At 70.7% G+C, this 21,991-nt stretch carries 22 protein-coding genes; 6 read left to right on the forward strand and 16 right to left on the reverse strand.

Annotated elements, in window-relative coordinates; all coding sequences use genetic code 11:
- Positions 1 to 30 precede the first annotated feature (30 nt).
- On the forward strand, positions 31 to 846 hold the full coding sequence (locus tag DC434_RS07870; protein WP_116634707.1) for an SDR family oxidoreductase: 816 nt from the start codon (positions 31 to 33) through the stop codon (positions 844 to 846).
- 8 nt (positions 847 to 854) lie between these two features.
- Here the strand turns inward: DC434_RS07870 and DC434_RS07875 are convergent, their stop codons facing one another.
- The 8 genes from DC434_RS07875 to DC434_RS07910 all read right to left on the reverse strand — a co-directional run bounded on the left by DC434_RS07875 (position 855) and on the right by DC434_RS07910 (position 8,665).
- Positions 855 to 1,505, reverse strand: coding sequence for an HAD-IA family hydrolase (locus DC434_RS07875; protein WP_116634708.1), 651 nt, complete (start codon positions 1,503 to 1,505; stop codon positions 855 to 857).
- 134 nt (positions 1,506 to 1,639) lie between these two features.
- A complete protein-coding gene (locus tag DC434_RS07880; RefSeq protein ID WP_116634709.1) occupies positions 1,640 to 2,332 on the reverse strand; it encodes an ATP-binding cassette domain-containing protein in 693 nt (230 codons plus the stop codon).
- Entirely contained in the window at positions 2,329 to 4,101 is a 1,773-nt protein-coding gene (locus DC434_RS07885; RefSeq protein WP_116634710.1) for an ATP-binding cassette domain-containing protein, read from the reverse strand. Before DC434_RS07885 ends, DC434_RS07880 begins: the two co-directional genes overlap by 4 nt.
- Positions 4,088 to 4,948, reverse strand: coding sequence for a branched-chain amino acid ABC transporter permease (locus DC434_RS07890; RefSeq protein WP_116634711.1), 861 nt, complete (start codon positions 4,946 to 4,948; stop codon positions 4,088 to 4,090). Before DC434_RS07890 ends, DC434_RS07885 begins: the two co-directional genes overlap by 14 nt.
- 108 nt (positions 4,949 to 5,056) lie before the next feature.
- Positions 5,057 to 6,223 carry an ABC transporter substrate-binding protein gene (locus DC434_RS07895; RefSeq protein WP_116634712.1) on the reverse strand — a complete coding sequence of 389 codons (1,167 nt, stop codon included), beginning with the start codon at positions 6,221 to 6,223 and terminating at the stop codon, positions 5,057 to 5,059.
- Positions 6,224 to 6,272: 49 nt separating this feature from the next.
- A complete protein-coding gene (locus tag DC434_RS07900) occupies positions 6,273 to 6,689 on the reverse strand; it encodes a nuclear transport factor 2 family protein (RefSeq protein WP_116634713.1) in 417 nt (138 codons plus the stop codon).
- Between the two features lie 48 nt (positions 6,690 to 6,737).
- Positions 6,738 to 7,526, reverse strand: a complete 789-nt coding sequence (locus DC434_RS07905; RefSeq protein WP_116634714.1) for a MoaF C-terminal domain-containing protein — start codon at positions 7,524 to 7,526, stop codon at positions 6,738 to 6,740.
- Positions 7,527 to 7,699: 173 nt separating this feature from the next.
- On the reverse strand, positions 7,700 to 8,665 hold the full coding sequence (locus DC434_RS07910; RefSeq protein WP_116634715.1) for a helix-turn-helix domain-containing protein: 966 nt from the start codon (positions 8,663 to 8,665) through the stop codon (positions 7,700 to 7,702).
- Positions 8,666 to 8,779: 114 nt separating this feature from the next.
- On the opposite strand from DC434_RS07910, the gene DC434_RS07915 reads away from it, so the two are divergent.
- A complete protein-coding gene (locus tag DC434_RS07915) occupies positions 8,780 to 9,901 on the forward strand; it encodes a DUF998 domain-containing protein (RefSeq protein ID WP_116634716.1) in 1,122 nt (373 codons plus the stop codon).
- A gap of 17 nt (positions 9,902 to 9,918) precedes the next feature.
- On the opposite strand, the gene DC434_RS07920 is transcribed toward DC434_RS07915, so the two are convergent.
- The gene (locus DC434_RS07920) at positions 9,919 to 10,779 is read right to left on the reverse strand and encodes a MurR/RpiR family transcriptional regulator (protein WP_116634717.1); all 861 of its coding nucleotides are present in this window, start codon (positions 10,777 to 10,779) and stop codon (positions 9,919 to 9,921) included.
- A gap of 73 nt (positions 10,780 to 10,852) precedes the next feature.
- On the opposite strand from DC434_RS07920, the gene DC434_RS07925 reads away from it, so the two are divergent.
- Both DC434_RS07925 and murQ read left to right on the forward strand, forming a co-directional pair.
- On the forward strand, positions 10,853 to 11,743 hold the full coding sequence (locus tag DC434_RS07925; RefSeq protein WP_116634718.1) for a BadF/BadG/BcrA/BcrD ATPase family protein: 891 nt from the start codon (positions 10,853 to 10,855) through the stop codon (positions 11,741 to 11,743).
- The gene (gene murQ / locus DC434_RS07930) at positions 11,733 to 12,668 is read left to right on the forward strand and encodes an N-acetylmuramic acid 6-phosphate etherase (RefSeq protein WP_116634719.1); all 936 of its coding nucleotides are present in this window, start codon (positions 11,733 to 11,735) and stop codon (positions 12,666 to 12,668) included. Before DC434_RS07925 ends, murQ begins: the two co-directional genes overlap by 11 nt.
- A gap of 16 nt (positions 12,669 to 12,684) precedes the next feature.
- Here the strand turns inward: murQ and DC434_RS07935 are convergent, their stop codons facing one another.
- Both DC434_RS07935 and DC434_RS07940 read right to left on the reverse strand, forming a co-directional pair.
- Positions 12,685 to 14,667, reverse strand: coding sequence for a primary-amine oxidase (locus DC434_RS07935; protein ID WP_116634720.1), 1,983 nt, complete (start codon positions 14,665 to 14,667; stop codon positions 12,685 to 12,687).
- Positions 14,668 to 14,768: 101 nt separating this feature from the next.
- On the reverse strand, positions 14,769 to 15,353 hold the full coding sequence (locus DC434_RS07940; RefSeq protein WP_116634790.1) for a TetR/AcrR family transcriptional regulator: 585 nt from the start codon (positions 15,351 to 15,353) through the stop codon (positions 14,769 to 14,771).
- Between the two features lie 65 nt (positions 15,354 to 15,418).
- Between DC434_RS07940 and DC434_RS07945 the strand changes: the two genes are divergently transcribed.
- Together DC434_RS07945 and DC434_RS07950 are read left to right on the forward strand one after the other, a co-directional pair.
- Positions 15,419 to 15,949, forward strand: a complete 531-nt coding sequence (locus DC434_RS07945; protein WP_116634721.1) for a hypothetical protein — start codon at positions 15,419 to 15,421, stop codon at positions 15,947 to 15,949.
- Between the two features lie 29 nt (positions 15,950 to 15,978).
- Positions 15,979 to 16,644: an SDR family oxidoreductase gene (locus DC434_RS07950; RefSeq protein WP_116634722.1), complete on the forward strand. Its 666-nt coding sequence runs from the start codon at positions 15,979 to 15,981 to the stop codon at positions 16,642 to 16,644.
- Between the two features lie 18 nt (positions 16,645 to 16,662).
- On the opposite strand, the gene DC434_RS07955 is transcribed toward DC434_RS07950, so the two are convergent.
- Genes DC434_RS07955 through DC434_RS07975 form a run of 5 tightly spaced genes read right to left on the reverse strand, consistent with a single transcriptional unit; the run spans position 16,663 to position 21,975 of the window.
- Positions 16,663 to 17,880: a multidrug effflux MFS transporter gene (locus DC434_RS07955; RefSeq protein ID WP_243408854.1), complete on the reverse strand. Its 1,218-nt coding sequence runs from the start codon at positions 17,878 to 17,880 to the stop codon at positions 16,663 to 16,665.
- Positions 17,877 to 18,857, reverse strand: a complete 981-nt coding sequence (locus tag DC434_RS07960; RefSeq protein ID WP_116634724.1) for an alpha/beta hydrolase — start codon at positions 18,855 to 18,857, stop codon at positions 17,877 to 17,879. Before DC434_RS07960 ends, DC434_RS07955 begins: the two co-directional genes overlap by 4 nt.
- Entirely contained in the window at positions 18,854 to 19,858 is a 1,005-nt protein-coding gene (locus DC434_RS07965) for an alpha/beta hydrolase (protein WP_116634725.1), read from the reverse strand. Before DC434_RS07965 ends, DC434_RS07960 begins: the two co-directional genes overlap by 4 nt.
- A gap of 48 nt (positions 19,859 to 19,906) precedes the next feature.
- Positions 19,907 to 20,866: an aldo/keto reductase gene (locus tag DC434_RS07970; protein WP_116634791.1), complete on the reverse strand. Its 960-nt coding sequence runs from the start codon at positions 20,864 to 20,866 to the stop codon at positions 19,907 to 19,909.
- 8 nt (positions 20,867 to 20,874) lie between these two features.
- On the reverse strand, positions 20,875 to 21,975 hold the full coding sequence (locus DC434_RS07975) for a zinc-binding dehydrogenase (protein WP_207769926.1): 1,101 nt from the start codon (positions 21,973 to 21,975) through the stop codon (positions 20,875 to 20,877).
- Between the last annotated feature and the right edge of the window lie 16 nt (positions 21,976 to 21,991).

Below are 21,991 nucleotides of genomic sequence, written 5' to 3' on the forward strand. Positions count from 1 at the left end.
GCGAGCGCGGGACCAGCAGAAGGAGCAGAAATGGGACTCGCAGTCGGATCGACGGTCGCCGGACGCGTCGTCGTCATCACCGGAGGCGGCACCGGCATCGGCGCCGCCATCGCCCAGCGCTATGCGGCCGAGGGCGCGCACGTCGTGGTCGTCGGGCGCCGCCCTGAGCCGCTGCAGGAGGTCGAGCGCGCCGTCGGCGCCGTGCCGGTCGTCGCGGACGCCGCCGACACCGCCTCGGCGAAGGCGGCCGTCGCCGAGGTGCTGGCGCGCTTCGGACGCATCGACGTGCTCGTGGCGAATGCCGGAGGCCACGGATTCTCGCCGGTCGGCGAGACCGACGACGCCGGCTGGGACGCGGCGATCCGCGCCAACCTCACGACCGCCTTCACGATGGCGCGGGAGTCGCTGCCCGCGTTGATCGAGGCGAAGGGGCAGATCGTGATCGTGTCGTCGCTCGCCGGGCTCTTCGCCGGGCCGTCGGTCGCGGGGTACACCGTGGGCAAGCATGCGCTGATCGGTCTGACCCGCACGCTCGCCCGCGACTACGGCCGGCACGGGGTGCGCGTGAACGCGATCTGCCCCGGCTGGGTGCAGACGCCGATGGCCGACGACGAGATGGACGAGTTCGCGAACCACGCGGATCTCTCCTCCCGCGAGGAGGCCTATGCGGCGGTCACCGCCGACGTGCCGCTGCGCCGACCCGCACAGCCGTCGGAGATCGCGTCGGTCGTTCGATTCCTCGGCTCGGGGGAGTCGTCGTACATCACGGGCGCGGTGATCGTGGCCGACGGCGGATCGCATGTCGTCGATGTGCCGACGATCGCGTTCGACCACGCCGGGATGTAGCAGCCCGCTCAGTCGATGGCGAGCGCGAAGCCGTCGCCCGTCGCCACGACCGCGACCTGCGTGAGGTCGTCGACGAGGTAGGTCGGGCTGTGCGCTGCGGCGTGCTCTCCGACGCCGACCACGCGCATGCCGGCGGCGAGGCCAGCCTGGATGCCGGCCCCCGAGTCCTCGAACACGATGCAGTCGGCGGGGTCGACGCCGAGCGTCTTCGCGCCGAGGAGGAAGCCTTCGGGATCCGGCTTGGATGCCGAGACGCTCTCGGCCGTGACGGCGAGGGCGGGGACAGTGAGTCCTGCCGCCTGCATCCGTGCCGTCATCAGCGCGACGTTCGCGGACGTCACGATCGCGTGCGGGTAGGGGCGCAGTGCCAGGAGCAGCGCCTTCGCCCCCGAGATCTCGATGACCCCGTCGACGTCGTTCGTCTCGGTCGCGAGCATCTCGTCGTTCTCGCGGAGATTGATCGCATGATCGCGCTCCGGCAGCATGATCGACATGCTCTGGTGCCCCTGCCGACCGTGCACGACGCTGAGCACGTGCTCGGGATCGATTCCGTGCGGCTCCGCCCAGGCGAGCCAGAGCCGTTCCACGACCGCAGTCGAGTCGACGAGGGTGCCGTCCATGTCGAGCAGGACGGCGCGGGCGCGAATCGTTTCGGTCACCTCTCCAGGCTAGCTGGCGCACTCTCCACCTCGTGGCGAGCGGCCCCCTTGTGCGCGACCCGGCCCGTTGAGAGCGCGCACAGGGGGCCGGGTCGGCGGCAAGGGGGCCCGGTCGGCGGAGGACGTGGATGCCGTCAGCCGCCGAGGTACGCGCGGTGCAGCAGGGCGGGATCGGCGCTGAGCTCTTCCGCCGTGCCCTGGAAGGACACCCGGCCGCCCGCGACGACCACGGCCTCGCGCGCGAGACCGAGCGCGACCTGCGTGAACTGCTCCACCAGCAGCACCCCGACGCCGGAGTCCGCGATCGAGCGCACGATCGGCATGAGCCGCAGGAAGACGACCGGCGCGAGGCCGAGCGACATCTCGTCGATGAGCAGGATGCGGGGCTTCGCGGCGAAGGCGCGCGCCAGCACCACCATCTGCTGCTCTCCGCCCGAGAGCAGGGCGGTCGGCGAGTCGATGCGCTTCTCCAGCTCGGGGAACTGCGCGATCGCCGCATCCAGCTCTGCGGACGTGCGGGCGGTGAGCGAGATGTTCTCCCGCACGGTGAGCGAGGGGAACACCGCTCTGCCCTGCTCGATGTGCACGATGCCGCGCCGTGATCGCGCGACCCGCGACAGCCTGTCGATCGGCTCGCCGTCGAGCGTGATGGTGCCGGCGGAGTGCGGGGTCACACCCGAGATCGACTCGATCAGGCTGGTCTTTCCTGCGCCGTTGGGACCGACCAGGGCCAGCACCTCGCCGCCCTCGACCCGCAGGGAGACATCGGAGATGACGGCGCCCGCCCCGCGGCTGACGCTCACGGCGTCCACGACGAGTTCGCTCACTTCAGCAGCTCCGTCTCTCCCATGTACGCCTTCACGACGTCGGGGTTCGCGAGGACCTCGGCCTGCGGTCCGCTGGCGAGCACGCGGCCGAAGTCCAGGACGGTCAGTGTCGGGCAGACCGAGCGCACGAGATCGAGGTCGTGCTCGATGATGATCAGCGCGATGCCGTAGCGCGCCGGAAGCTCTCGGAGCCGCGCAGCGAGGGCCAGATGCTCGTCATGCGAGAGCCCGGCAGCAGGCTCGTCGAGGATCAGCAGCCGAGGGCGCGACACCACGTTCGCGGCGACCTCGACGAGTCGTCTCGTTCCGACGTCGACGCTCGACAGGCGAGCGCGGGCCGGCGGGCATCCGAAGAACTCCAGCACCTCGTCGATGTCGGATGCCGCGAGTCGGCGTCGTGCGACGAACCGCACATAGGCGCCGATCGTGAGCGCGGGTGGGACGCGATCCTGCTGGAACGTGCGGCGCAGCCCGAGCCGTGCGCGCCGGGTGGGGGAGAGGCCTCCGAGATCCCGATCGCCGAGGAGCACGCGTCCGCCGTGCTTCGGCAGGAATCCGCTGATCGCGTCGACGAACGTCGACTTCCCTGCACCGTTCGGACCGATCAGCCCCATGATCGACGCGGCCGGCATCACGACCGACACGTCGTCGAGCGCCTTCAGCGCGCCGAACTGCACGGTGAGCCCTTCGACCGAGAGCACGGGTGCTCCGTCGAGGGCGGCCTCATCGACCGTGGCGGTGGTCGTCGTGGTGATGGCACCGGCATCCGCTCCGGCATCCGGCGGGAGCGCCGTGAGCTCCGCGTTCGCCGCTCGTCGGTCGGCGCGCCGGTAGAACAGGTTGCGGATCCCCTGACCGAGGTTGGTCCCGCTCGTGAGTGCCTGCACGCCGAGCACGCCGAACACCACGAATCCCCAGTCCTGCGGGATTCCCCAGCGCTTGAGCAGCTCGGGGACGAGCACCCAGAGGATGCCGCCGAAGATGGCCATGTCGATCAGGTGCGCGCCCGACATGATCGCCAGCACGTAGAGCGCGAGGGACTGCAGCGGAGTGAAGCTCGACGCGAACGGCAGCTGCACCTGACCGGCCAGCAGACCCCCGGCGACGCCGCCCAGCGCGGCCGAGACCGCGAACGCCGTGAGTTTCGCGATCTGCACGCTCTGGCCCGCGGCGGCGGTGCCGCGCTCGGAGAAAGCGACGGCCTTCCAGCTCGATCCCCAGCGTCCGCGCTGGAGGAAGAAGACTCCGAGCGCGCAGAGTGCGAGCACGACGATCGAGAGGAAGAAGAACTGCCGATCGTCGGAGAACATCGTGGGGCGCTCGATCGCGGTGCCGTCGGCGGAGCCGGGGAACTGGATCTGCACGAGGGTGACGTCGGCCGCTGCCGCGAAGCCGAGTGTGACGACCGCGAGATTCACGCCGCGGAGGCGGAGTGCGGGGAGTCCGACGAGCACGCCGACGAGCCCTGCGGCGATGCCGCCGAGCACGAGCCAGACGATGAATCCGCCCGGTGCCTGCAGCACGTTGAGCAGCGAGACGATCCACGCGCCGACGGCTGCGAACGTGAGCTGGCACAGCGCGATCATGCCGGCGGACCCGGTCACGATGCCGAGACCGAGGATCGCGATGGCGGCGATCACGGCGCTGATGGCGAGGAACACGAAATAGCCCGGCAGGGCCGCGCTCAGGATCGCGCCGGCCCCGATGCCCGCGAGGGCGATCGCGAACGGCCAGGTGATCCGGAACCAGGGACGGTCAGCGAGCGGCATCCCACACCTCCTTGCGCTGGGTCCAGAGGAGAAGGACGACGATGAACAGGAACGGGAGGAAGTTGCGCACGAGCGCGACCTCGTCGATCTGGGCGACCAGGCCGCCGAGCACGCCGAGCACGACGCCGCCGATCACCGCGAGGTCGAGACGCCGGAACCCGCCGAGCAGGGCGGCAGCGGCCGCGGGGACGATGAGCATCGCGAGGCTCGTCGCGTCGTTCGACTGCGACGGGGCCACGATGATGATAGCGATCGCGCTGATCACGCCGGTCACGAACCAGACCGCGATCGACAGCGGACGCGAACGGATGCCGAGCAGCTCCGCCGTCGTCGGCCGCTCCGAGAGGGCACGGAGCTGCGTGCCCACTCTGGTGCGACGAAGCACGATCCGCACCACGACGGCGGTGACGATCGCCATCGCCACGGTCGCGACCGTGACCTGGCTGACCACGACGCCGCCGAACGAGAAGGCGGGCCCGGCGATGATCGGTGTGAACGGCTGGGGCTTGTTGCCGAACAGGATGAACGACATGGAGATCAGCAGGAGCAGCGGCCCGACCGTCATCGCGGAGCGTGTGGTGGTCGAGGCCTCGGAGAGCCAGGTCGCCGCGATGAAGCCGATCGCTGCGGCGAGCAGCCCCGCGACCAGCACACCGAGCACCGACCCGAGCCAGATGGGCAGCCCGATCTCGCGGACGAACCACACCGCCGTGAACGCGCCGAACATCCCGGTCGCGGCCTGCGCGAAGTTCACCACGCGGACGAGGCGTGACATCAGCGTCAGGCATCCGCCGAGGACGGCGTAGAGTCCGCCGGCGGCGAGGCCGGCGATCGCGCCTTGCAGCATGAGGCGTCCTTTCTGATCTGAGGGGGAGGGGCCCTTCGACAGGCTCAGGGACCGGGGGTGCTTCCGGTCCCTGAGCGAGCGAAGCGAGACGAAGGGCGTGAAGGGTGTCTATTCGCCGATGCGCAGCCAGTCGTCGGCGACCTGCTCCCAGGCGTTCGTGCCGGACTTCAGGATGATCGGCCACCCCGCGGTGTTCTGGGTGCCGAACGCGTACGGTGTTCCCACCATCGGGTTCTCGATCGGGTCCATGGCCTTGAGGGCCTCGGAGACGCTCTCGCGCGTGATGTCGCCGTCGATGCCCTCGAGCACCTCGATGAAGTACGTCGCGGCCAGGTACCCACCCTGGCTGAACGAGGTGAGCGGGATGTCGTTCGCCTCCATCAGCTCCCGCCAGTCGGCGTTGATCTCGCTGTCGTCGGTGAACGGGTAGAACTCCGCGGGCACGTAGATCCCGGCACCGGCGTCGTCGATCGCATCGGCGAAATTCTCGCTGTAGACGCTCGTCAGGTAGAGCCAGGTCACGTCGTCCCAGCCCTGCGCGTTGGCCGCCTTGACCTGACCGATCGCGTCGGGTTCGACCGGGTTGATCGCCAGCGCCTTGCAGCCCTGGTCCCGTGCCTTGACGATGTAGGGCGTGTAATCCGAGGCGCCGTATGGCACGGTGTCGTCGACGTACTTCGGCTCCTTGCCGGTGATCTCCGTCCACTTGTCGATCGCGGCCTGGTAGGTCGGGCGCGTGGAGCCGGCGATCTCGAGCAGGATGCAGATGTCGTCCAGACCGAGCACCTCCGATCCGTACTGCAGCGTGAGGGTCATGTCGTTGAACGGCCCCACGTTCGCCGGTGAGATGCTCTCGCTGGCGAAGCATCCGGTGTCGACGCCGATGCCGGGCATCGAGAGGATCCCCTCCTGCTCGTAGTACTTGGCGTTGATCTCGCACTCGATGAGGCTGGCCGAGCCGACGAGAGCGACGGCGCCGTCGCTGCCCACCAGTTCGCGAGCGGATGCCGTGGCGGTCGCGGGGTCGCCCTTGTCATCGAGGGTCTTGTACTCGATCGTGCGACCATCGAGCCCTCCGGCCTCGTTGAAGGCGTCGAAGACGGCGGCTGCCGCCTGCGATGCCTCGGGGAACGTCGCCGGTCCGCTGATCGTGTTGACGGAGCCGACGACGATCGGGGCGCCGTCGCCTCCGCCGCCGTCCCCGCCGGCGCAGCCGGCCAGGGTGAGGGCTGCCACGGCGAGGAGCGCCGCGGTGCCGGATGCTCGTCTGTTCATGTGCTTCCTGCCTCTCGTGTGTTCGGGTCGTGCGGTGTCGTGCTGCGGCTCAGGCCGGGGTCCCTGAGCCTGTCGACGGGTCGCGCAGCGCGCGGCTGACCATCTCGGTGTCGGTGAACTGCTCGAAGGCGACGACCTCGGCGTCCTTCAGGCGCCAGACGTGCGCGACGCGAGCGGCGAAGAACCGTCCGGTGGCCCTGTTGGTGCCGGAGTACGTGCCGATGCCGACCACGACGTCTCCGCCGTCGATGACCTCGTCGATCGCCACGGTGTAGTCGTCCCAGTCCTCCTGGAGGCGGGCGAAGACGTTCGCGGCGACGGCATCCGGTCCGACGTAGGTGCCGGCGTACGGGAATCCGGCGGCCTCGGTCCACCGGATGTCCGCTGCGAACGGCGCGAGCATGCCGTCGAGGTCGCCCCGGTCGCTGGCGGCGTAGTGGCCGCGGATGATGTCTGCGTTGCTCATATGCGCTCTCCTCGATCTCTTCCGGGTTCCTGAGCCTGTCGAAGGGGGTCAGACCGGCTGGGCGTCGGGATAGGCGACGGAGCCGAGCGGGTAGATGTGACCACCGCCCCGGGAGTGCTCGGCCCGGCCTTCGCCGTTGAGTCCGAGGAAGATGCCCGTGGTCATCAGCTGGTAGCCGAGGTCGTGCAGCCAGACGCTCGCCACGGCGATGCGGAACTCGCGGAAGCAGAACAGGTACAGTCCGTCGGCGAACTTCCACACGGTCGACAGATCCATGTCGCCGTGACCGCGCTGCACGCCCTCCAGGCACTGCCACGCGTATCGCGTGCTCGACACGTAGACGTGCTCGTACAGGTGGTGCGGGCTGTAGCGGTAGACGTTGCGCTTGCCGATGAGGTCGCGGCTCGGGCCGGGGACCTCGCCCGTCGCCTCGCCGGCGTCGGTCGTCGCGGCCCAGAACTCCTGTCCGACCTGCGGGACGCCCTCCACGGCCTCCGCCGCGATGCGGGAGCGGATGACGGTCGCGCGGTGCGTCGTCGTCGAGTAGACGACCGTCAGCGCCTCGCGCTCGCGGCTCTCCAGGGGGATGTTGACGAACACGACGTCGTCGCGCACGGCGACGGCATCGTAGGGATCGGTGCCGGAGGCATCGAATCCGGTCCAGGTGACGGCGATGGAGTCGAAGCTCAGGGACAGCGCGGAGCCGTCGTCGAGGCTGAGGGCGAGCGCGGTGCCGGCCAAGGACACGTTCGGAAGCCGGAAGGTGTCGATCCCCGCCGCGAACTCGTCGTAGGTGCGCCACTCGTCGAGCGCCGGATCGAGGGAGGTGTCGGTCATGGAGGTCCTGACATCGCACGTGGCGGAGCATCGATGCTCCGGGCGCCGCGTCATCGCGGTGCGCTTGCCTCATGCTCAGCCGCGGCGCGGCATCCGCTCAAGAGCGGGGGCACCATCGCGCGCCGAGAGTCAACCGGCGTGCCCTCCCGGGCAAGGACCCGCGATCGGCGGCGTCAGTGCGCGGCGCGGTACTCGCTCGGGGAGACCCCGAATGCCGCCTTGAACGCGCGGCTGAAGTGCGCGGCATCCACGAAGCCCCAGCGGGCCGCGATCGCGGCGACGGGGCGGTCGGCGAGCATCGGGTCGAGCAGATCGCGTCGGCACTGCTCGAGGCGACGGGTGCGGATCCACGTCGAGACGGTGACCCCCTGCTCCTGGAAGAGCCCGTGCAGGTGACGCGTGGAGATGAAATGAGCCGCGGCGATCGTCGCAGGGCCGAGATCGGTCGACGCCAGGTTGCGGTCGATGTACGAGCGGATGCGCTGCACGAGCGCGCGATGCGGGTCGGCGGAGACCTCGTCGAGTCCGAGCTCGCGCGTGAACACGGTCGTCACGAGGTCGAGGGCGCTGTGCGCGAGGCGGGCGCCCGTGGTGCCGGCGAGCTGGTCGAGGTTTCCGGCGAGTTGCGTCAGATACGGCACGACCATGCCGCCGAGGCCCTCCTGGCCGGAGATCCGGACCGCGGTGAGCTGGCCGATCATGTCGGACGGCAGACTGATCAGGTGCTTCGGGAACATCACGACCATCGTGCGGAAGTCCTGGTCGAAGACGAGGGAGTACGGGCGATCCGTGTCGTACACGGCGAGGTCCCCGGGGTGCAGCACGGCCTCGCGGTCGTCCTGGATGAGCAGGCCGGTGCCGGCGAGCATCAGGCTCACCTTGAAGTAGGAGCGGTCGCCGCGGGCGATCAGCTCGGGCGTGCGCTCGACGACGTGCGACGTCGCACGCACCTCCGTCACGTGCACCTCATCGACGGACGCGCCGCGGATGACGCCGCGGAAGTGATCGGGGCCGTCGCTGGACACCTGCAGAGGGACGAAGGACTGGGAGACGGCAGCGCGGAACTCGCTGATGTTGCGCGCGATGAGCGACGACACCGACTCGGCAGGGGCGACGGGGGCAGCGAATGCACCGTTCATGACTGATCACCTCGGGATGGTGGAACGACGACGTTGTATACGATCCGTTCCGCGATGTTATCACCGGCGGCGGCCGCACAGCACTGCTCCTAGGATGTGACCGGAGGATGGACGATGAAAGCTCTCGGTGACAGGATCCTGCTCGTCCTGCGGCAGGTGCGGGGAGCGGACAGATCGGATGCCGTCTTCGAGGCGACGGCGCTCATCGTGGGCGCGGCCTTCCTGGTGCTGGGCTTCGCGATCGGACTGCCGGTCTTCTGGGGTCGTGAGCTCGCGATCAGCGGCTCCGGCTCCATCGGCGTCTTCGCGGCGGTCGGGGGAGCCGTCACGGCGGTCATCGCCTTCGTGGTGGGACGCCTGGCGGTGCGGCCGGCGGAGCCGGACGCCGACGGGCTTCGCGACGGCTTCAGCGTGCCGGGTGACCGGCTGCGGTGGTACGACCTCGTCGCGATCGCCTTCGCCCACGCGGCGATCGCCTACCTCGGCTGGATCGGGATCGCCGAGCTGCTCGAGCGGAGCTTCACGGATGCCCCGGTGTTCGCGTTCCCCGGCGCGGTGCTCGTGGCCGTGGCCTTCGCCCTGACCGGCTACGTCTCCTTCCTCAGCGCCGTCGCGCTCACGCCGACGGTCCTGTCTCTCGTGCTCGCGGTGTTCCTCGTCGTCGGCGCCTTCGCCAGCATGCTCGCGTCGAGCGATCCGCACTGGTGGCGCGACAACCTCTCGGCGCTCGGGATGAGCACCAACAGCGCCTCACTCGCCTTCAACATCACGCTCATCATCGCCGGCGTCATGGTGACGACGATCTCGCGCTACGCCACGGCCGGCCTGCCGGCATCGGATCCGATCGACCGCCGCGGCCGGTTCGTCGTTCGGGGAGGCCTGATCCTGCTGGGCGTCTTCCTCGCGTGCGTGGGAATCTTCCCCGTCGACGAGTTCTTCCTCGTGCACAACACGGTGGCGACCGGCATGACGGTGGTGTTCGCGGTGGTCGTGGTCGGGCTCCCGTGGTTCCTGCGCAGCATCCCCCGCGTCTTCGTCGTCTTCGGCTGGGTGTACGTGCTGGTCATCGTGCTGCTGGCGGTGTTCTTCGTGATCGGCTACTACAACCTCACGGCGGTGGAGCTCATTGCGGCCGTGCTGATCTTCAGCTGGATCATCGTGTTCCTGCGCACGGCGAGCTCGACCGGGTCGCCCCGGACCCCCGCCCCCGCTCCTGAAGCGGCGTCGGCGCACTGACGGCGCCGCGGCCGACGTCATTCGTCGCGGAGCGCCCTGGCTGCGTCGGCCGTGCGCTGGAGCGCGTGCACCGTGTGGGCGTGGCGACGCTGGGCGACGCCGACGAAGAGGCAGTCGACGAGCGCGAGCTGGGCGATGCGGCTGACCATGGCTCCCGCCCGGAAACGGGGTTCGCGCGCGTGGGTGAACAGGGCATGGTCCGATTCGCGGGCGAGAGGGGAGTCGACGACGCTCGTGACTCCGACCGTCGTCGTGCCGGCGCCGTGCGCCGCCTGCAGGAACCGCAGCGTCTCCCTCGTCGACCCCGAGTTCGAGAACCCGATCGCGACCGCTCTCGTCGCGCTGAGCGACGCCGCGGCGCTCGCCTCGTGCGCGTCGGACAGCACGATCGCCGAGCGCCCGATCCGGAGGAGCTTGTGTCCGAGGTCGTCGGCGACCAGGCGGCTCGCGCCGACGCCGAAGAGCAGGATGCGGTCCGCCTGATCGATCGCCTCCACGGCCGCAGCGAGCACGTCGAAGTCGAGATTCCCGATCGTCTCCTCGATCGCGAGCAGCTCGAGCGCGGCGATCTTGCCGACGGCATCCGGAAGGGTGTCGCCCGTGGCGATCTCGGAGCCGAAACCGGCGGGGGCGTTGAACTGCACGGACTCGCGCCCGAGCTCGGCGGCCAGCGCCATCCGCAGTGCGGCGTAGCCGCGAAGGCCGATGACGCGGCAGAAGCGCACGACAGAGGCGACCGAGGTGTCGCAGAGAGCGGCGAGCTCGGAGATCGTGCTCTCGACGGCGGTGGTGGGATCGTCGGCGATGACGCGGGCGATCCGAGCGAGCGAGGGCGGAAGGGTCTCGGCGGCCGTCGCGATGGTCGTCTGGATGCTCATGCCCCTCCTGGGCTCGGAAACGGCCGGATGAACAATTGTTTCACGATTAGTTGCTTCTGCGTAGACTATTTTCATGAGTTCCCCGCGCCCCGCCGTCGCCGTCGATCTCGGCAAGTCCCGGTGCCGTGTCTCGTCCGGCGACGTGGTCCGCGAGGGCGTGGGCGCCCCCGGCCTCGCCGCGGCCGACGGCGTGAACGCGGCGACCGCCGCCATCCTGCCTCTGCTGCGGGCGGACGACGGCCCCATCGACCTCGTCGGAGTCGGCGCCGCGGGCGCATGGAGCGCCCCCGGCGCAGCCCGACGGCTGGCCGCCGCTCTGGCGACGGCGACGCACGCGAGGGTCGCCGTCGCGTCCGACGTCGTCGCCGCGCACGCCGGTGCGCTCGCAGGCGGGGAGGGCGTGCTCCTCATCGCCGGCACCGGCGCCGCGGCACTCGGCATCGATGCCGACGGCGCCAGGCTCGTCGACGGATGGGGGCCCGAGCTCGGCGACTTCGGGAGCGGGTCCTGGCTCGGCCGGGAGGCCCTGCGCGCGGTGCTCCGCGCATCCGCGGGTCTGTCGCCCGACACCGTGCTCGCCCCGGCGATCGAGGCGCGGATCGGCACGGCATCCGACATCATCGGCTGGCTGGCGGATCCCGAACCGCTCGCGCGGCGGCTCGCGACCTTCGCCCCGCTGGTGCTCGACTCCGCGGCCGCAGGCGATCGCGTGGCCGGCGAGATCGTCGACGACGCGGTGCGGCTGCTCACCGCTTCCGCGGTCGCCGCCTCGTCCCGCACGCTCACGGTCGCGCTCCACGGTGGGCTCACCCAGCACGCCTGGTTCCGTGCCGCCCTGGTCTCCGCGCTGCAGGCGGCGGGACGGCAGACCGTCCCCGCAGCCGGCACCGCTCTCGACGGCGCGCTGCTCCTCGCGCGCCGTGCCGATCTTCCCCACGAAAGGTTCGTGCACCGTGCCGAATGACGACGCCCGACTGACCGCCCTGCTCTCGGTGCTCGAGAGCCTCGACACCGAGGCGTCGACCACGGAGCGCGGCGACCTCGACCTGCTCGACACCGCCGAGCTCATCCGGCGCATGAACGCCGAGGACCGCCGCGTCCCGGCCGCGGTCGCGGAGCGCGCCGCCGAGATCGCCTCGGCGATCGACGGGATCACCGCGCGGTTCCGCCGCGGCGGACGGCTCATCTACATCGGTGCGGGAACCGCAGGGCGCATCGGCGTGCTCGACGCGAGCGAGTGCCCTCCCACCTTCGGGACGGACCCCTCGATGGTCGTGGGGCTGATCGCCGGGGGCGAGACCGCGATCCGGTCCGCCGTCGAGAACGCGGAGGACGACGACGAGGCGGCCGCCGCATCGCTGCGCGACCTCGACCTGTCCGCGAGCGACACGGTCGTCGGCATCTCGGCATCCGGGCGGACGCCCTACGTCGTCGGCGGGCTGGAGTACGCGCGGGGGCTCGGCGCGCTGACGGTCGCGATCGCCTCGAATGCCGACTCCGCCATCGGCGCGGCCGCCGAGATCGCGATCGAGGTGGTCACCGGACCCGAGTTCATCTCGGGATCCACACGGCTGAAGTCCGGCACCGCGCAGAAGCTCGTGGTGAACATGCTCACCACGCTGTCGATGATCAAGCTCGGCAAGACCTATCGCGGGGTCATGGTCGACCTGCTCGCCACCAACGAGAAGCTGCACGCCCGGTCCATCCGCACGGTGTCGCAGCTCGCCGGCGTCGGCGTCGACGCCGCGTCGGAGGTGCTCCGTGCCGCCGACGGCTCGGTGAAGCTCGCCCTGCTGATGCTCGCCGTCGACGCGTCGCCCGAGGCCGCGGCATCCGCGCTCGTCGACGCCGACGGCATCCTCCGCGACGCGATCGCCGCGCTCGCCTGACGGGATGCGGTCGCGTTCAGTGACCGCAGCTGCAGGCGGCGCCTCCGCCGCAGCATCCCTCCGCCGCCGGAGCGGCATGCGCCTGTGAGGACTCCGGCACGTCCATCGCGGGGTTCTGGTCGAGGAAGCCGTTCGGCTTGAACCAGAAGCCCGCGTAGTCGACGGGCATGATGGGCCAGTCCTCGGGGCGGGGGAAGTGCGTGAGCCCGAACGTGTGCCAGAGCACGATGTCCTCGCCGTCGATCGAGCGATCGCCCGCCGAGTACTCGGGCAGTCCCGCCCCGCCCTGATGCGCGTTCGGGTAGCGACCCGCGGGCCAGATCTGCCCCGGCTCGTGCCGCGTCGCCCAGAGGTGCTTCGTGGCGAAGGCGGCACGTGCGGCGACCGACGACTCCGGATCGGCCATCAGCAGAGCGGTCGGCTCGGGGATCAGGTGATACGCGGTGGGGCGGCCCACCCGGTTGGTCCGCGTGGCGCTCTGCACCTCCCAGACGCGCGCGACCGACGTGTCGGCCTCGCGCTGCGCTGCCTGCTCCGTCGCGAGGAGCGTCTCCGACCAGGTGAACGCGTTGCCGAAGGGGTTGTCCGGACCCATCGGCACGCGCTGGGCGTCGATCTCGAGGAGTCGGTTGTCGTCTCCGTCGATCGCGACGTCGAGTCGGGCGCAGAACAGATGCTGGTGCACCGGGGCGAAGACGCCGGGTGCGAGCTCGGTCGCGTGGCTCTGCCGCACGCCGGGCTCGCCGGCTGCGGCGAAGACGATGCCGGTGGCCTTCGCGACGACCTCGATCGAGCCGTCGAGGGAGAAGTTCCAGTAGAAGCCGTAGTCGTAGTTGCCGATCGTCGAGAAGTACGACACCACGAAGCGGCGCGAGCGGCGCACGTCGGAGCGGCCGGAGAGGTCGGTGTGCTTCCAGAGGATGCCGTAGTCCTCTTCGTGCATGCAGATCACGTTCGGGATGCGCACCGGGTTGCCGTGATCGTCGGCCACATGGCCGTCGAGGTAGCGGATGACGCCGAGGCAGTCGCAGCCGAGCTCGAGGTGGTTGGCGTTCTTGCCGAGGAGGTACTCGCCGGCGTCGAAGTAGCTGATCCAGAAGCGTCCCGGTGCGGTGTCGCCGTAGGGCACGACCATCTCCGGCACGCTCGCCCTGCTCAGCACCGAGCGTCCGCCGAACGAGACGTCGTGCAGCACGAGGCCTTCGCGGGCGTTGAAGTCCACGCGCATCGACCAGCCCTCCCACTCGACGAGGGAGCCTGTGACCGTGAAGCTCGGCCCCTCGGGCTGGGTGATCTCGATGGGCTTGAGGGTCGTGCGCGCGGCTCCCTGGGCCTCGGGGTAGTAGTTGCCGTGTCCGGCGGGGACCGGTACATCGCCGTGGTCCTCGACCCGGATGACGCTGTTCGTCGTGAGGTCGATGTGCACGATCAGTCCCTCGACGGGGTGCGCCCAGGGGGAGTCGGCCTCGTCGTTCTTGAGGAACGTGAGGGAGCGGATGACGCGGCGGCCGACCTCGTCGGCGCGGCCGGTGTATCCCGGGGCGAGCGGACCGCAGAACGCCAGCGCCATGTGGTCGGCGAGGCCGCGGCGCGTCATCGCGGCCTGCCACTCGGGCGAGGCCTTCGCGATCGTCTCGGCGCGCTCGTACTCCTCGAACAGATACTGCGGCTGGCCGTAGGGCGGCGCGTCGTTGGGCACCCGCTCGGTGCGGAGGACCTCGCCGCGGGTGATCGACACGATGACCTCGGTGGCGACGCCGGTGGCGATGTCGAGCAGCGTGACGTCGACTCGCCGGTCGATCGGCGCCCCGGGATGCCAGGCGGCGCGCTCCTGCTTCGTCGGCTCGTCGGGGAGCAGCATCGGCACGCGCGTGGTCTCGGTCATGAGGCCGGCGGCGTCGAGGACGGCGCGGGCGGCGGCGATCTCCGGGCCGGTGAGCGGATCGAGCGGATGCGGGACGGCGATCTTCTCGATGACGGGCTGCGGGTGGTGGGACATCGTCGACCTCACTATTTTCGAGCAAGTGCTCAATAAACGGGTTGGCACGATCGTACGACGGAACGCCCGGCGTCACAAGACCCGGGCCGCGGCGGTGCGGATCAGGCGCGCCAGGGGGCGAGGATGCCCTCGAGCACGGCCAGGTGCGCCGAGGCCGGCTGAGGCTCGGTGACCTCGACCACCTGCTGGCCGTAGGTGATCGAGCGCAGCAGCGCCATCACGGCATCCTGCGGGGTCTCGGCGCGGAGCGTGCCATCGGCGACCGCCTCCTCGAGGGAGGAGCGGATGCTGTCCTGCCATGTCGCGAGGGTGGGTGCCCCGGCATCCGGCGTCGTCTCGAGGGTGGCGACGCGCCCCCAGAATCCGACGACCACATGCGCTTCGCTGCGGGTGCGCTCGTCGACCGGGAGGACCTCGCGCATGAGCGCGTGCAGTCGGGGCAGGCCGCGCAGGCCCGCGGTGGCGTCGGCGATCCGCGTGTCGGTGCGACGGGTGACCTCGGCGGCGGCGGCGCGCACGACGTCGTCGAACCCGTCGAAGTAGTGCCAGAGCGATCCGGTCGCCACGCCGAGCTCCTTCGCGACCGCGCGCGACGACACGTTCTCGTGACCGTCGCGGGCGGCGACGGTCAGCAGCGCCTCGGCGATCTGCCGGCGGCGCTCATCGTGATCGACGATGCGGGGCACGTTCACATCCTGTCGCATCCGAGGGGGTATAGCTATCTTGAGCGCTCGATCAATATACTTCGCGGGTGGAGCATCTCCTGCCGGCGGCGCCGTGGCTGATGGCCGCGGCGGCGATCGTCTCGGCCGCGGCCTGCGTGGCCGCGTGGCGCTCCGTGCCCTGGCAGGGCAGGCAGTCGGCTCTCGTGATGGCGGCGGTGATGCTGCTGGTGGCGGTCGGCGAGGGCGGTCCCGTCCTCGGCCTGATCCTCGGTGCGGTGCTGCTGCTCTCCGCGATGCTCGGGACCATGGGGGTCCGTGGAACGCCGGCCGCCGCCACGTGCTGCCACCGCGCGCTCGTGTCGCTGGTGATGGCGATCTGCTCCTTCGAAAGCGCGTCGACCGGGCAGGCCGCCGCCGTGGCAGGTCACGGTCATGGCCAGGGGCTGTCGGGGCTGCTCTCGGTCGTCGTCGTGGTCGGGGTGATCAGCGTCGTGCTGTGGACGGTCGTCGCGGAATGGGTCGTCGAGCCGGTGCACCACGGGCGCACCGCGCGCCTGCTCACGACCGAGTCCTGGGCTATGGCGGCGGGAGTCGCCGTGATGTGCCTCGGGTTCTGACCGCTGATGCGGTCCGGTAGCGTGGCCGGATGCCCCTCGCCCTGATCACCGGCGCCGCGCGCGCGAACAGCATCGCGGCCGGCATCGTGCCGCGTCTGCGCGCGGCAGGCTGGACCGTCGTCACCAGCGACCTGCGCGATGCGGATCACCCCGCCGACCTCTCGACAGCGGAGGGCCCTGACGCTCTGATCGCCGAGGTCACCGCCGCGCACGGACCGATCTCGGCGCTCATCCTCAGCCATGCGCACGACGTCGAATCCGGCATCCTCGACACGACCGCTGAGAGCTTCGACCTGCACGTCGCGGTGAACGCCCGAGCGAGCCTGCTGCTGATCGCGGCGTTCGCGCGCCAGATCGGCGACGACGGCGGCGCGATCGTGGCGCTCACGAGCGACCACGTCACCGGCAACCTGCCGTACGGCGCGTCCAAGGGCGCGCTCGATCGGCTCGTGATCTCGGCGGCGCGCGAGCTCGGCCCACGGGGCATCTCGGCGAACGTGCTGAATCCCGGCCCGATCGACACCGGATGGATGGATGACGAGACGCGCACCCAGCTGGGAGAGATGACCCCGCTCGGTCGACTCGGTCGACCGGCCGACGTCGCGGCAGTCGTGGAGTTCCTCGTGTCCGACGAAGGGCGCTGGATCTCGGGTCAGCTGCTCAAGTCCGACGGGGCGTTCTCGGCGCGGTACTGAGACGCCGCCCCACGCGGCTCAGCCGCGAGCCGCCGGTCGAACGAACACCCAGGCGGCGAAGGCCGACGCCGCTGCGGCGACCGTCATGGTGAGGGCCATCGTCACGGCATCGGTGCCGCCGATCCCTGCGGCGAGCGGCGCGACGACCGGTCCGAAGAGGAAGGTCGCCATCCCGAGCAGCGCTGACGCGGTGCCTGCCCTGGCGCGGTGGTGGGCGAGGGCGAGCGTCTGCCCGTTCGGCCCGCCGATCCCCGCGCACAGCATGAAGCCGACGAGTGCCGCGACGACCCCGGTGACTCCGGTGCCGATCAGCGCGAGCACGAGGAACATCGTCGTCGCGACCAGGGTCGTGGTGATCCCGCCGAGGTACACGTTCAGCGGTCCCCAGCGGCGCACGACCAGGCGGCTCGTCTGTCCGCCGACGATGCTGGCCAGCGCCCCCGCAGCGAAGGCGAGGCTGAACTCCTGCGGGGTGAGGCCGAACTCGTCCTGCAGGACGAAGGAGGACATCGACAGGTAGGTGAAGAAGGCGACACCGCCACCCGCTGCGGCGATGAGCACGGCGAGGAAGAGGCGGTCGCGCACGACGGCGCCCGCGTGCCCGCCGAGTGCTCGCAGGCCGCCCCCGTGCCGCTCGGCGGAGGGCAGGGTCTCCGGCAGCGCGAGAACCACGACCAGGAGGAGGGCGATCCCGACACCGCCGAGCACCCAGAAGATCCCTCGCCAGTCCATGATGCGCGCGAGCTGCCCGCCCACCACGGGAGCGATGATCGGCGCCGTGCCCGAGACCAGGAACAGCAGCGACAGCATGCGGGAGAGCTCGACGCCGTCGAACTGGTCACGGGCGATCGCCAGGCAGATCACGATCCCGGCGGAGCCGGCGAGGCCCTGCAGGAAACGGGCGAGCAGCAGCAGCTCGATGCTCGGCGCCATCGCGCACAGCGCCGACAGCAGCGCGAAAGCCGTCACCCCCGCCATCAGCGGGAGTCGCCGGCCGTAGCGGTCGCTGAGCGGCCCCGCGACGAGTTGCCCGAGTCCGAGCCCGATCATGCACGCCGACATCGTCGCCTGGCCGAGTGCCTCGGTCGTCGCGAGGGAGGCAGCCAGCTGCGGCAGCTGCGGCAGATACAGGTCCATCGACAGCGGACCGAAGGCCTCCAGCATCCCCAGCACGAGCATCGCGTGCAGCGTGCCCATCCGCGGGCGCCCGGGTTCGCCGGAGACCGGGATGCTCATCCGTCGAGGCGGAGCGTGCGGCGCAGCCAGCTCTCGCGGGCGTCGTCCGCCGCCTTCGACACGGCGGCATCGGGGGAGAACCCGGAGAAGCCGTGATATCCGCCTGCCCAGACGTGCAGCTCGGCCTGACCGCCGGTCGCCCAGATGCGCAGGGCGTAGTCCACCGCCTCGTCGCGGAAGGTCTCGGCGGCGCCCACCTCGATGAACGCCGGCGCGAGGCCGGCGAGATCCGTCGCTCGTGCCGGTGCGGTGTACGGCGAGACCGCGTCGGTGAACCGCTCGGTCCCGGCGATCGCATCCCAGGCGGTGTCGTTGTTGTTGCGGTCCCACGCGCCGAAGCCGTCGTACTGACGACTCGAGACGGTCTGGTTGCGGTCGTCGAGCATGGGGCAGCCGAGGAGCTGTCCGGCCAGTCGTGGCCCTCCTCTGTCGCGGGCGATCAGCGCCACGGCAGCTGACAGCCCTCCGCCCGCGCTCACGCCGGACGCGATGATCCGGTCCGGGTCGATGCCGAGCTCCTCGGCATGGGCGACCATCCACTCCAGCGCCGCATAGCAGTCCTCGGCCTGCGCGGGGCCCGGATGCTCCGGGGCGAGGCGGTACTCGACGGCGATGCCGACCACGCCGTGTCGCTCTGCGAGATCGATCAGCTCGCCCGTGCCGAAGAACCTCGTCCCGAGGACCATGCCGCCGCCGTGGATCGAGAGCACCGCCGGGGCGGGGGCGGTCGCTGCTCTGCGCGGTCGCACGATCGTGATCTCGATGTCCGGCGCTCCCGGCGGCCCCGGGATGACGCGGTCCTCCCAGCTCACGGCCCGGCCCTCGACCTGCACGGACATCGGCGGGATGATCGTGGCGAAGTGGTCGCGGTTCGCGTGGATGGTGTCGGCGCGCAGCGGGATGATCTCGACGAGACTCACGAATGCCTCGAGTCCCGCGACGAGCTCGGGATCGTAGGGGACAGGGGGCAGGCTCATCGTCCGCTGCTCCACGTGCGGCGCAGCCAGGAGGCGCGGGCGGCGAGCGCGGCGCGGGAGATCTCGGCATCCGGCATGTACATGTCGAAGCCGTGCGCGCCTCCGCCCCACACATGGAGCTCGGCCTGGCCGCCCGTCGCCCAGAGGCGCAGGGCGTACTCGGTGTCCTCATCGCGGAACGCCTCCGCTTCGCCGACCTCGATGAAGGCCGGAGGGAGGTTCGACACGTCGGTCGCGCGGCTGGCGGCCGCGTAGGCCGGAGCCTCCGCGCTGAAGGCGAGCTCCTCGCCGAGCACGCACGACCAGGCGAGCAGGTTCATCTCGCGCTGCCACGTGCCGATGCCGTCGTACTGCCGGCTCGAGACCGTGGTGTTGGTGTTGTCGATCATGGGGCAGAGCAGCAGCTGGCCCGCCATGACCGGCCCCTGCCGGTCGCGTGCCATGAGGGCGACGGCGGCGGTGAGGCCACCACCCGCACTCCCGCCGCCGACGATGATGCGGTCGGGGTCCACGCCGAGTGCGGCGGCGTTCTCATGCAGCCAGACGAATCCGGCGTAGCAGTCCTCCACCCCTGCCGGGAACGGATGCTCGGGCGCGAGGCGGTACTCGACGTTGACGGCGACCACCCTGTGCTCGGCGACGATGTCGACGACCCGCGCGGTCTCCCACGAGCGGTGGCCGACGATCATGCCGCCGCCGTGGATGTTGAGGAAAGCGGGGAGGACCTCGCCGATGCTGCCGCGGGGACGGAAGATCGTGATCTCCACGTCCGGGGAGCCGGCCCGGCCGGGGATGACCCGATCCTCCCAGTCGATGTCGCGACCGGAGATCACCGAGTCGTTGTCGGGGAACATCCGATCCGTTCCTTCGCGAGGGAGCGTCGCGCGTGTGAGAGCGGGCTGCGGGTTCCGAGCGAGCTCGTCGAGCACGGCCTGCACCTCGGGGTCGAAGGGCACCGGTGTCACGGTCGGTCGGCCGGCGGCTGTGGCGGTGGCGGTCATGGTCTCTTTCCTTCGTGGGTGTTCGCTGTGCGTGTCGAAGCGCGGGGGTCAGGGTCCTTCGGGCGAGACCACGTCGCGGTCCGCCCAGAACGGTTCGACGAGACGGCGCAGCTCGGCCGCCCCAATGCGGTCGACGAGGGCGGCGGCGTCGAGGTTCGCGCGCAGCTGCTCGACGCTCGATGCCCCGAACAGCGTGGTGGTGAGCGCCGGATGGGTCAGGGTGAAGGCGATGCCCAGCTGCGCCGGCGAGACGTCGAGAGACGCCGCCGCTGCGGTGAATGCGGGGACGTCGTCGATGATCCGCTCGCGGATGTCGCCGGGGTCGCGGCCGATCTGCCGGTCGCCGGCGATCTTGCCCGCCAGCACACCGCCCTCGAGACAGTCGGATGCCTGCAGCGCGAGGCCCTGCTCCCACAGGCGGGCGAACGGCTCCCCATCGGGGATCGAACGCCGCGATACGCTGTATTTGAGCTGAGCGATCTGGGGACCCGCGACCCCTTCGGCCGCCGCGATGTCGATCAGCTGCTGGATGCTCGCTGCGGACCAGTTGTTCACGCCCCAGGCGCGGATGAGCCCGGCATCCGTCAATCCGGCGAGGTCGAGAACGAGATCGCGCAGATCGAGGTCGTCGCGACGGAGGTCGCCGAGGATCACGAGGTCGGCGTGCTCCACGCCGACGCGCATCAGCGCGTTCTCGAGCTGTGGGCGGAATCCCTCGGCCCCGAACGACTCGAGCCACAGCTTCGACGACAGCAGCCACTCGTCCCGGCGGAGCCCCGCTGCGCGGACCATGCCTGCGAAGATGACGTCGGTGAACACCGGCGGCATGCCCGGCGCGGAGTACACGCCCACATCGAACAGGTTGATGCCCCGGTCGACGGCCTCACGGAGCATCGCGACCGCGTCGGCGAAGTCCATCCGGTCGTAGGTGTGCCAGGAGCCGAGCGAGAGCAGCGAGGCGTCGATGCCGCTGCGGCCGATCTCGCGGCGAGCGAGGGGAGTGGTCACGGTGGTCCTCACAGTCTCGGGTCGATGACGGCCTTGACCTCATCGAGGTGGTGCATGTTCGCGATCTTCGCGGAGGCATCGGCCAGTCCGACGGGTGCGCTGAACAGGTCGTCCCAGGGGAAGCGGCCGGCGAAGGCGGTGAAGAAGTCGATCGCGCGGGCGTAGTCGGAGATGTCGCCGTTGAGGGAGCCGACCACGGTGAGCTCCTTGCCCATGATCGTGCTGAGCGGGAAGCCGTCGCCGGTCGGGCCGGTCGAGCCGACGATCACGACCGTGCCGCGCTGGGCGGCCATGCCGATCGCGTCGGGGCCGACGCTCGGAGCGCCGGCGAAGTCGAAGACGTGGTCGGCGCCGCGACCGTCGGTCAGCTCCATGACCTGCTCGATGACCGGTCCCTCGCGGAAGTCGACGACGGCATCCGCTCCGAACCGCGCGGCGAGTTCGAGACGCGCGGCCGGCGCGCCCACCGTGATCACCTCGCCGGCGCCGGCGATCCTGGCGACCGCGGTGGCGAAGATGCCGAGAGCACCGGAGCCCTGCACCACGACCGTCGAACCGGGGCGGATGCGTCCGCCGCGCTCGAAGGATCGGAGGACGGTCTTCGCGGCGCATCCCGCCATCGAGGCCCAGGTGTCCTTGACCGATGCCGGCAGCAGGAGCTTGGCCGCGCCCCGAGTGATGTACGCGTACTCGGCGAGACCGGCGGTGGCGAAGGGGTGCACGTCCGCGCGCTGCAGGAAGCCGTAGCCGCGGCGGGAGCACGCGACGGGCTCGCGCAGCACGACGCAGCCGTGGCATTCGCCGCAGGTCGATTCGGACCAGCCGATGCGGTCGCCGGGGGCGAGCGGGCGGCCCAGGGCGTCTCTCGTCTCCGGGCCGGCGGCGACGATCTCGCCGACCATCTCGTGACCGAGCACCATCGGGAGCATGCCGGGGAAGGTCATCCGTCCCTCCCAGATCTCGATGTCCGTGCCGCAGAGTGTGGTGCACGCGATGCGGACGAGAGCGGCGCCCGGCTCGATCTCGGTCGGCAGGGGAAGATCCTGCAGGGTGAGCGGCTCGTGGTGCGCGGTGAGCACGGCCGCGCGCGTGGTGGTGGGGATCGTCATGATGTCCTGTCCGGTG

It is taken from the genome of Microbacterium sp. TPD7012 (assembly GCF_003075395.1).
GTDB lineage: Bacteria > Actinomycetota > Actinomycetes > Actinomycetales > Microbacteriaceae > Microbacterium.

Bases quoted from the DNA above. Each gene is read 5' to 3' on its own strand.
- DC434_RS07870 (WP_116634707.1), top strand. From the start codon at position 31: ATGGGACTCGCAGTCGGATCGACGGTCGCCGGACGCGTCGTCGTCATC.
- DC434_RS07885 (WP_116634710.1), bottom strand. From the start codon at position 4,101: ATGCCGCTCGCTGACCGTCCCTGGTTCCGGATCACCTGGCCGTTCGCG.
- DC434_RS07890 (WP_116634711.1), bottom strand. From the start codon at position 4,948: ATGCTGCAAGGCGCGATCGCCGGCCTCGCCGCCGGCGGACTCTACGCC.
- DC434_RS07895 (WP_116634712.1), bottom strand. From the start codon at position 6,223: ATGAACAGACGAGCATCCGGCACCGCGGCGCTCCTCGCCGTGGCAGCC.
- DC434_RS07900 (WP_116634713.1), bottom strand. From the start codon at position 6,689: ATGAGCAACGCAGACATCATCCGCGGCCACTACGCCGCCAGCGACCGG.
- DC434_RS07905 (WP_116634714.1), bottom strand. From the start codon at position 7,526: ATGACCGACACCTCCCTCGATCCGGCGCTCGACGAGTGGCGCACCTAC.
- DC434_RS07910 (WP_116634715.1), bottom strand. From the start codon at position 8,665: ATGAACGGTGCATTCGCTGCCCCCGTCGCCCCTGCCGAGTCGGTGTCG.
- DC434_RS07915 (WP_116634716.1), top strand. From the start codon at position 8,780: ATGAAAGCTCTCGGTGACAGGATCCTGCTCGTCCTGCGGCAGGTGCGG.
- DC434_RS07920 (WP_116634717.1), bottom strand. From the start codon at position 10,779: ATGAGCATCCAGACGACCATCGCGACGGCCGCCGAGACCCTTCCGCCC.
- DC434_RS07925 (WP_116634718.1), top strand. From the start codon at position 10,853: ATGAGTTCCCCGCGCCCCGCCGTCGCCGTCGATCTCGGCAAGTCCCGG.
- DC434_RS07935 (WP_116634720.1), bottom strand. From the start codon at position 14,667: ATGTCCCACCACCCGCAGCCCGTCATCGAGAAGATCGCCGTCCCGCAT.
- DC434_RS07950 (WP_116634722.1), top strand. From the start codon at position 15,979: ATGCCCCTCGCCCTGATCACCGGCGCCGCGCGCGCGAACAGCATCGCG.
- DC434_RS07955 (WP_243408854.1), bottom strand. From the start codon at position 17,880: ATGAGCATCCCGGTCTCCGGCGAACCCGGGCGCCCGCGGATGGGCACG.
- DC434_RS07960 (WP_116634724.1), bottom strand. From the start codon at position 18,857: ATGAGCCTGCCCCCTGTCCCCTACGATCCCGAGCTCGTCGCGGGACTC.
- DC434_RS07965 (WP_116634725.1), bottom strand. From the start codon at position 19,858: ATGACCGCCACCGCCACAGCCGCCGGCCGACCGACCGTGACACCGGTG.
- DC434_RS07975 (WP_207769926.1), bottom strand. From the start codon at position 21,975: ATGACGATCCCCACCACCACGCGCGCGGCCGTGCTCACCGCGCACCAC.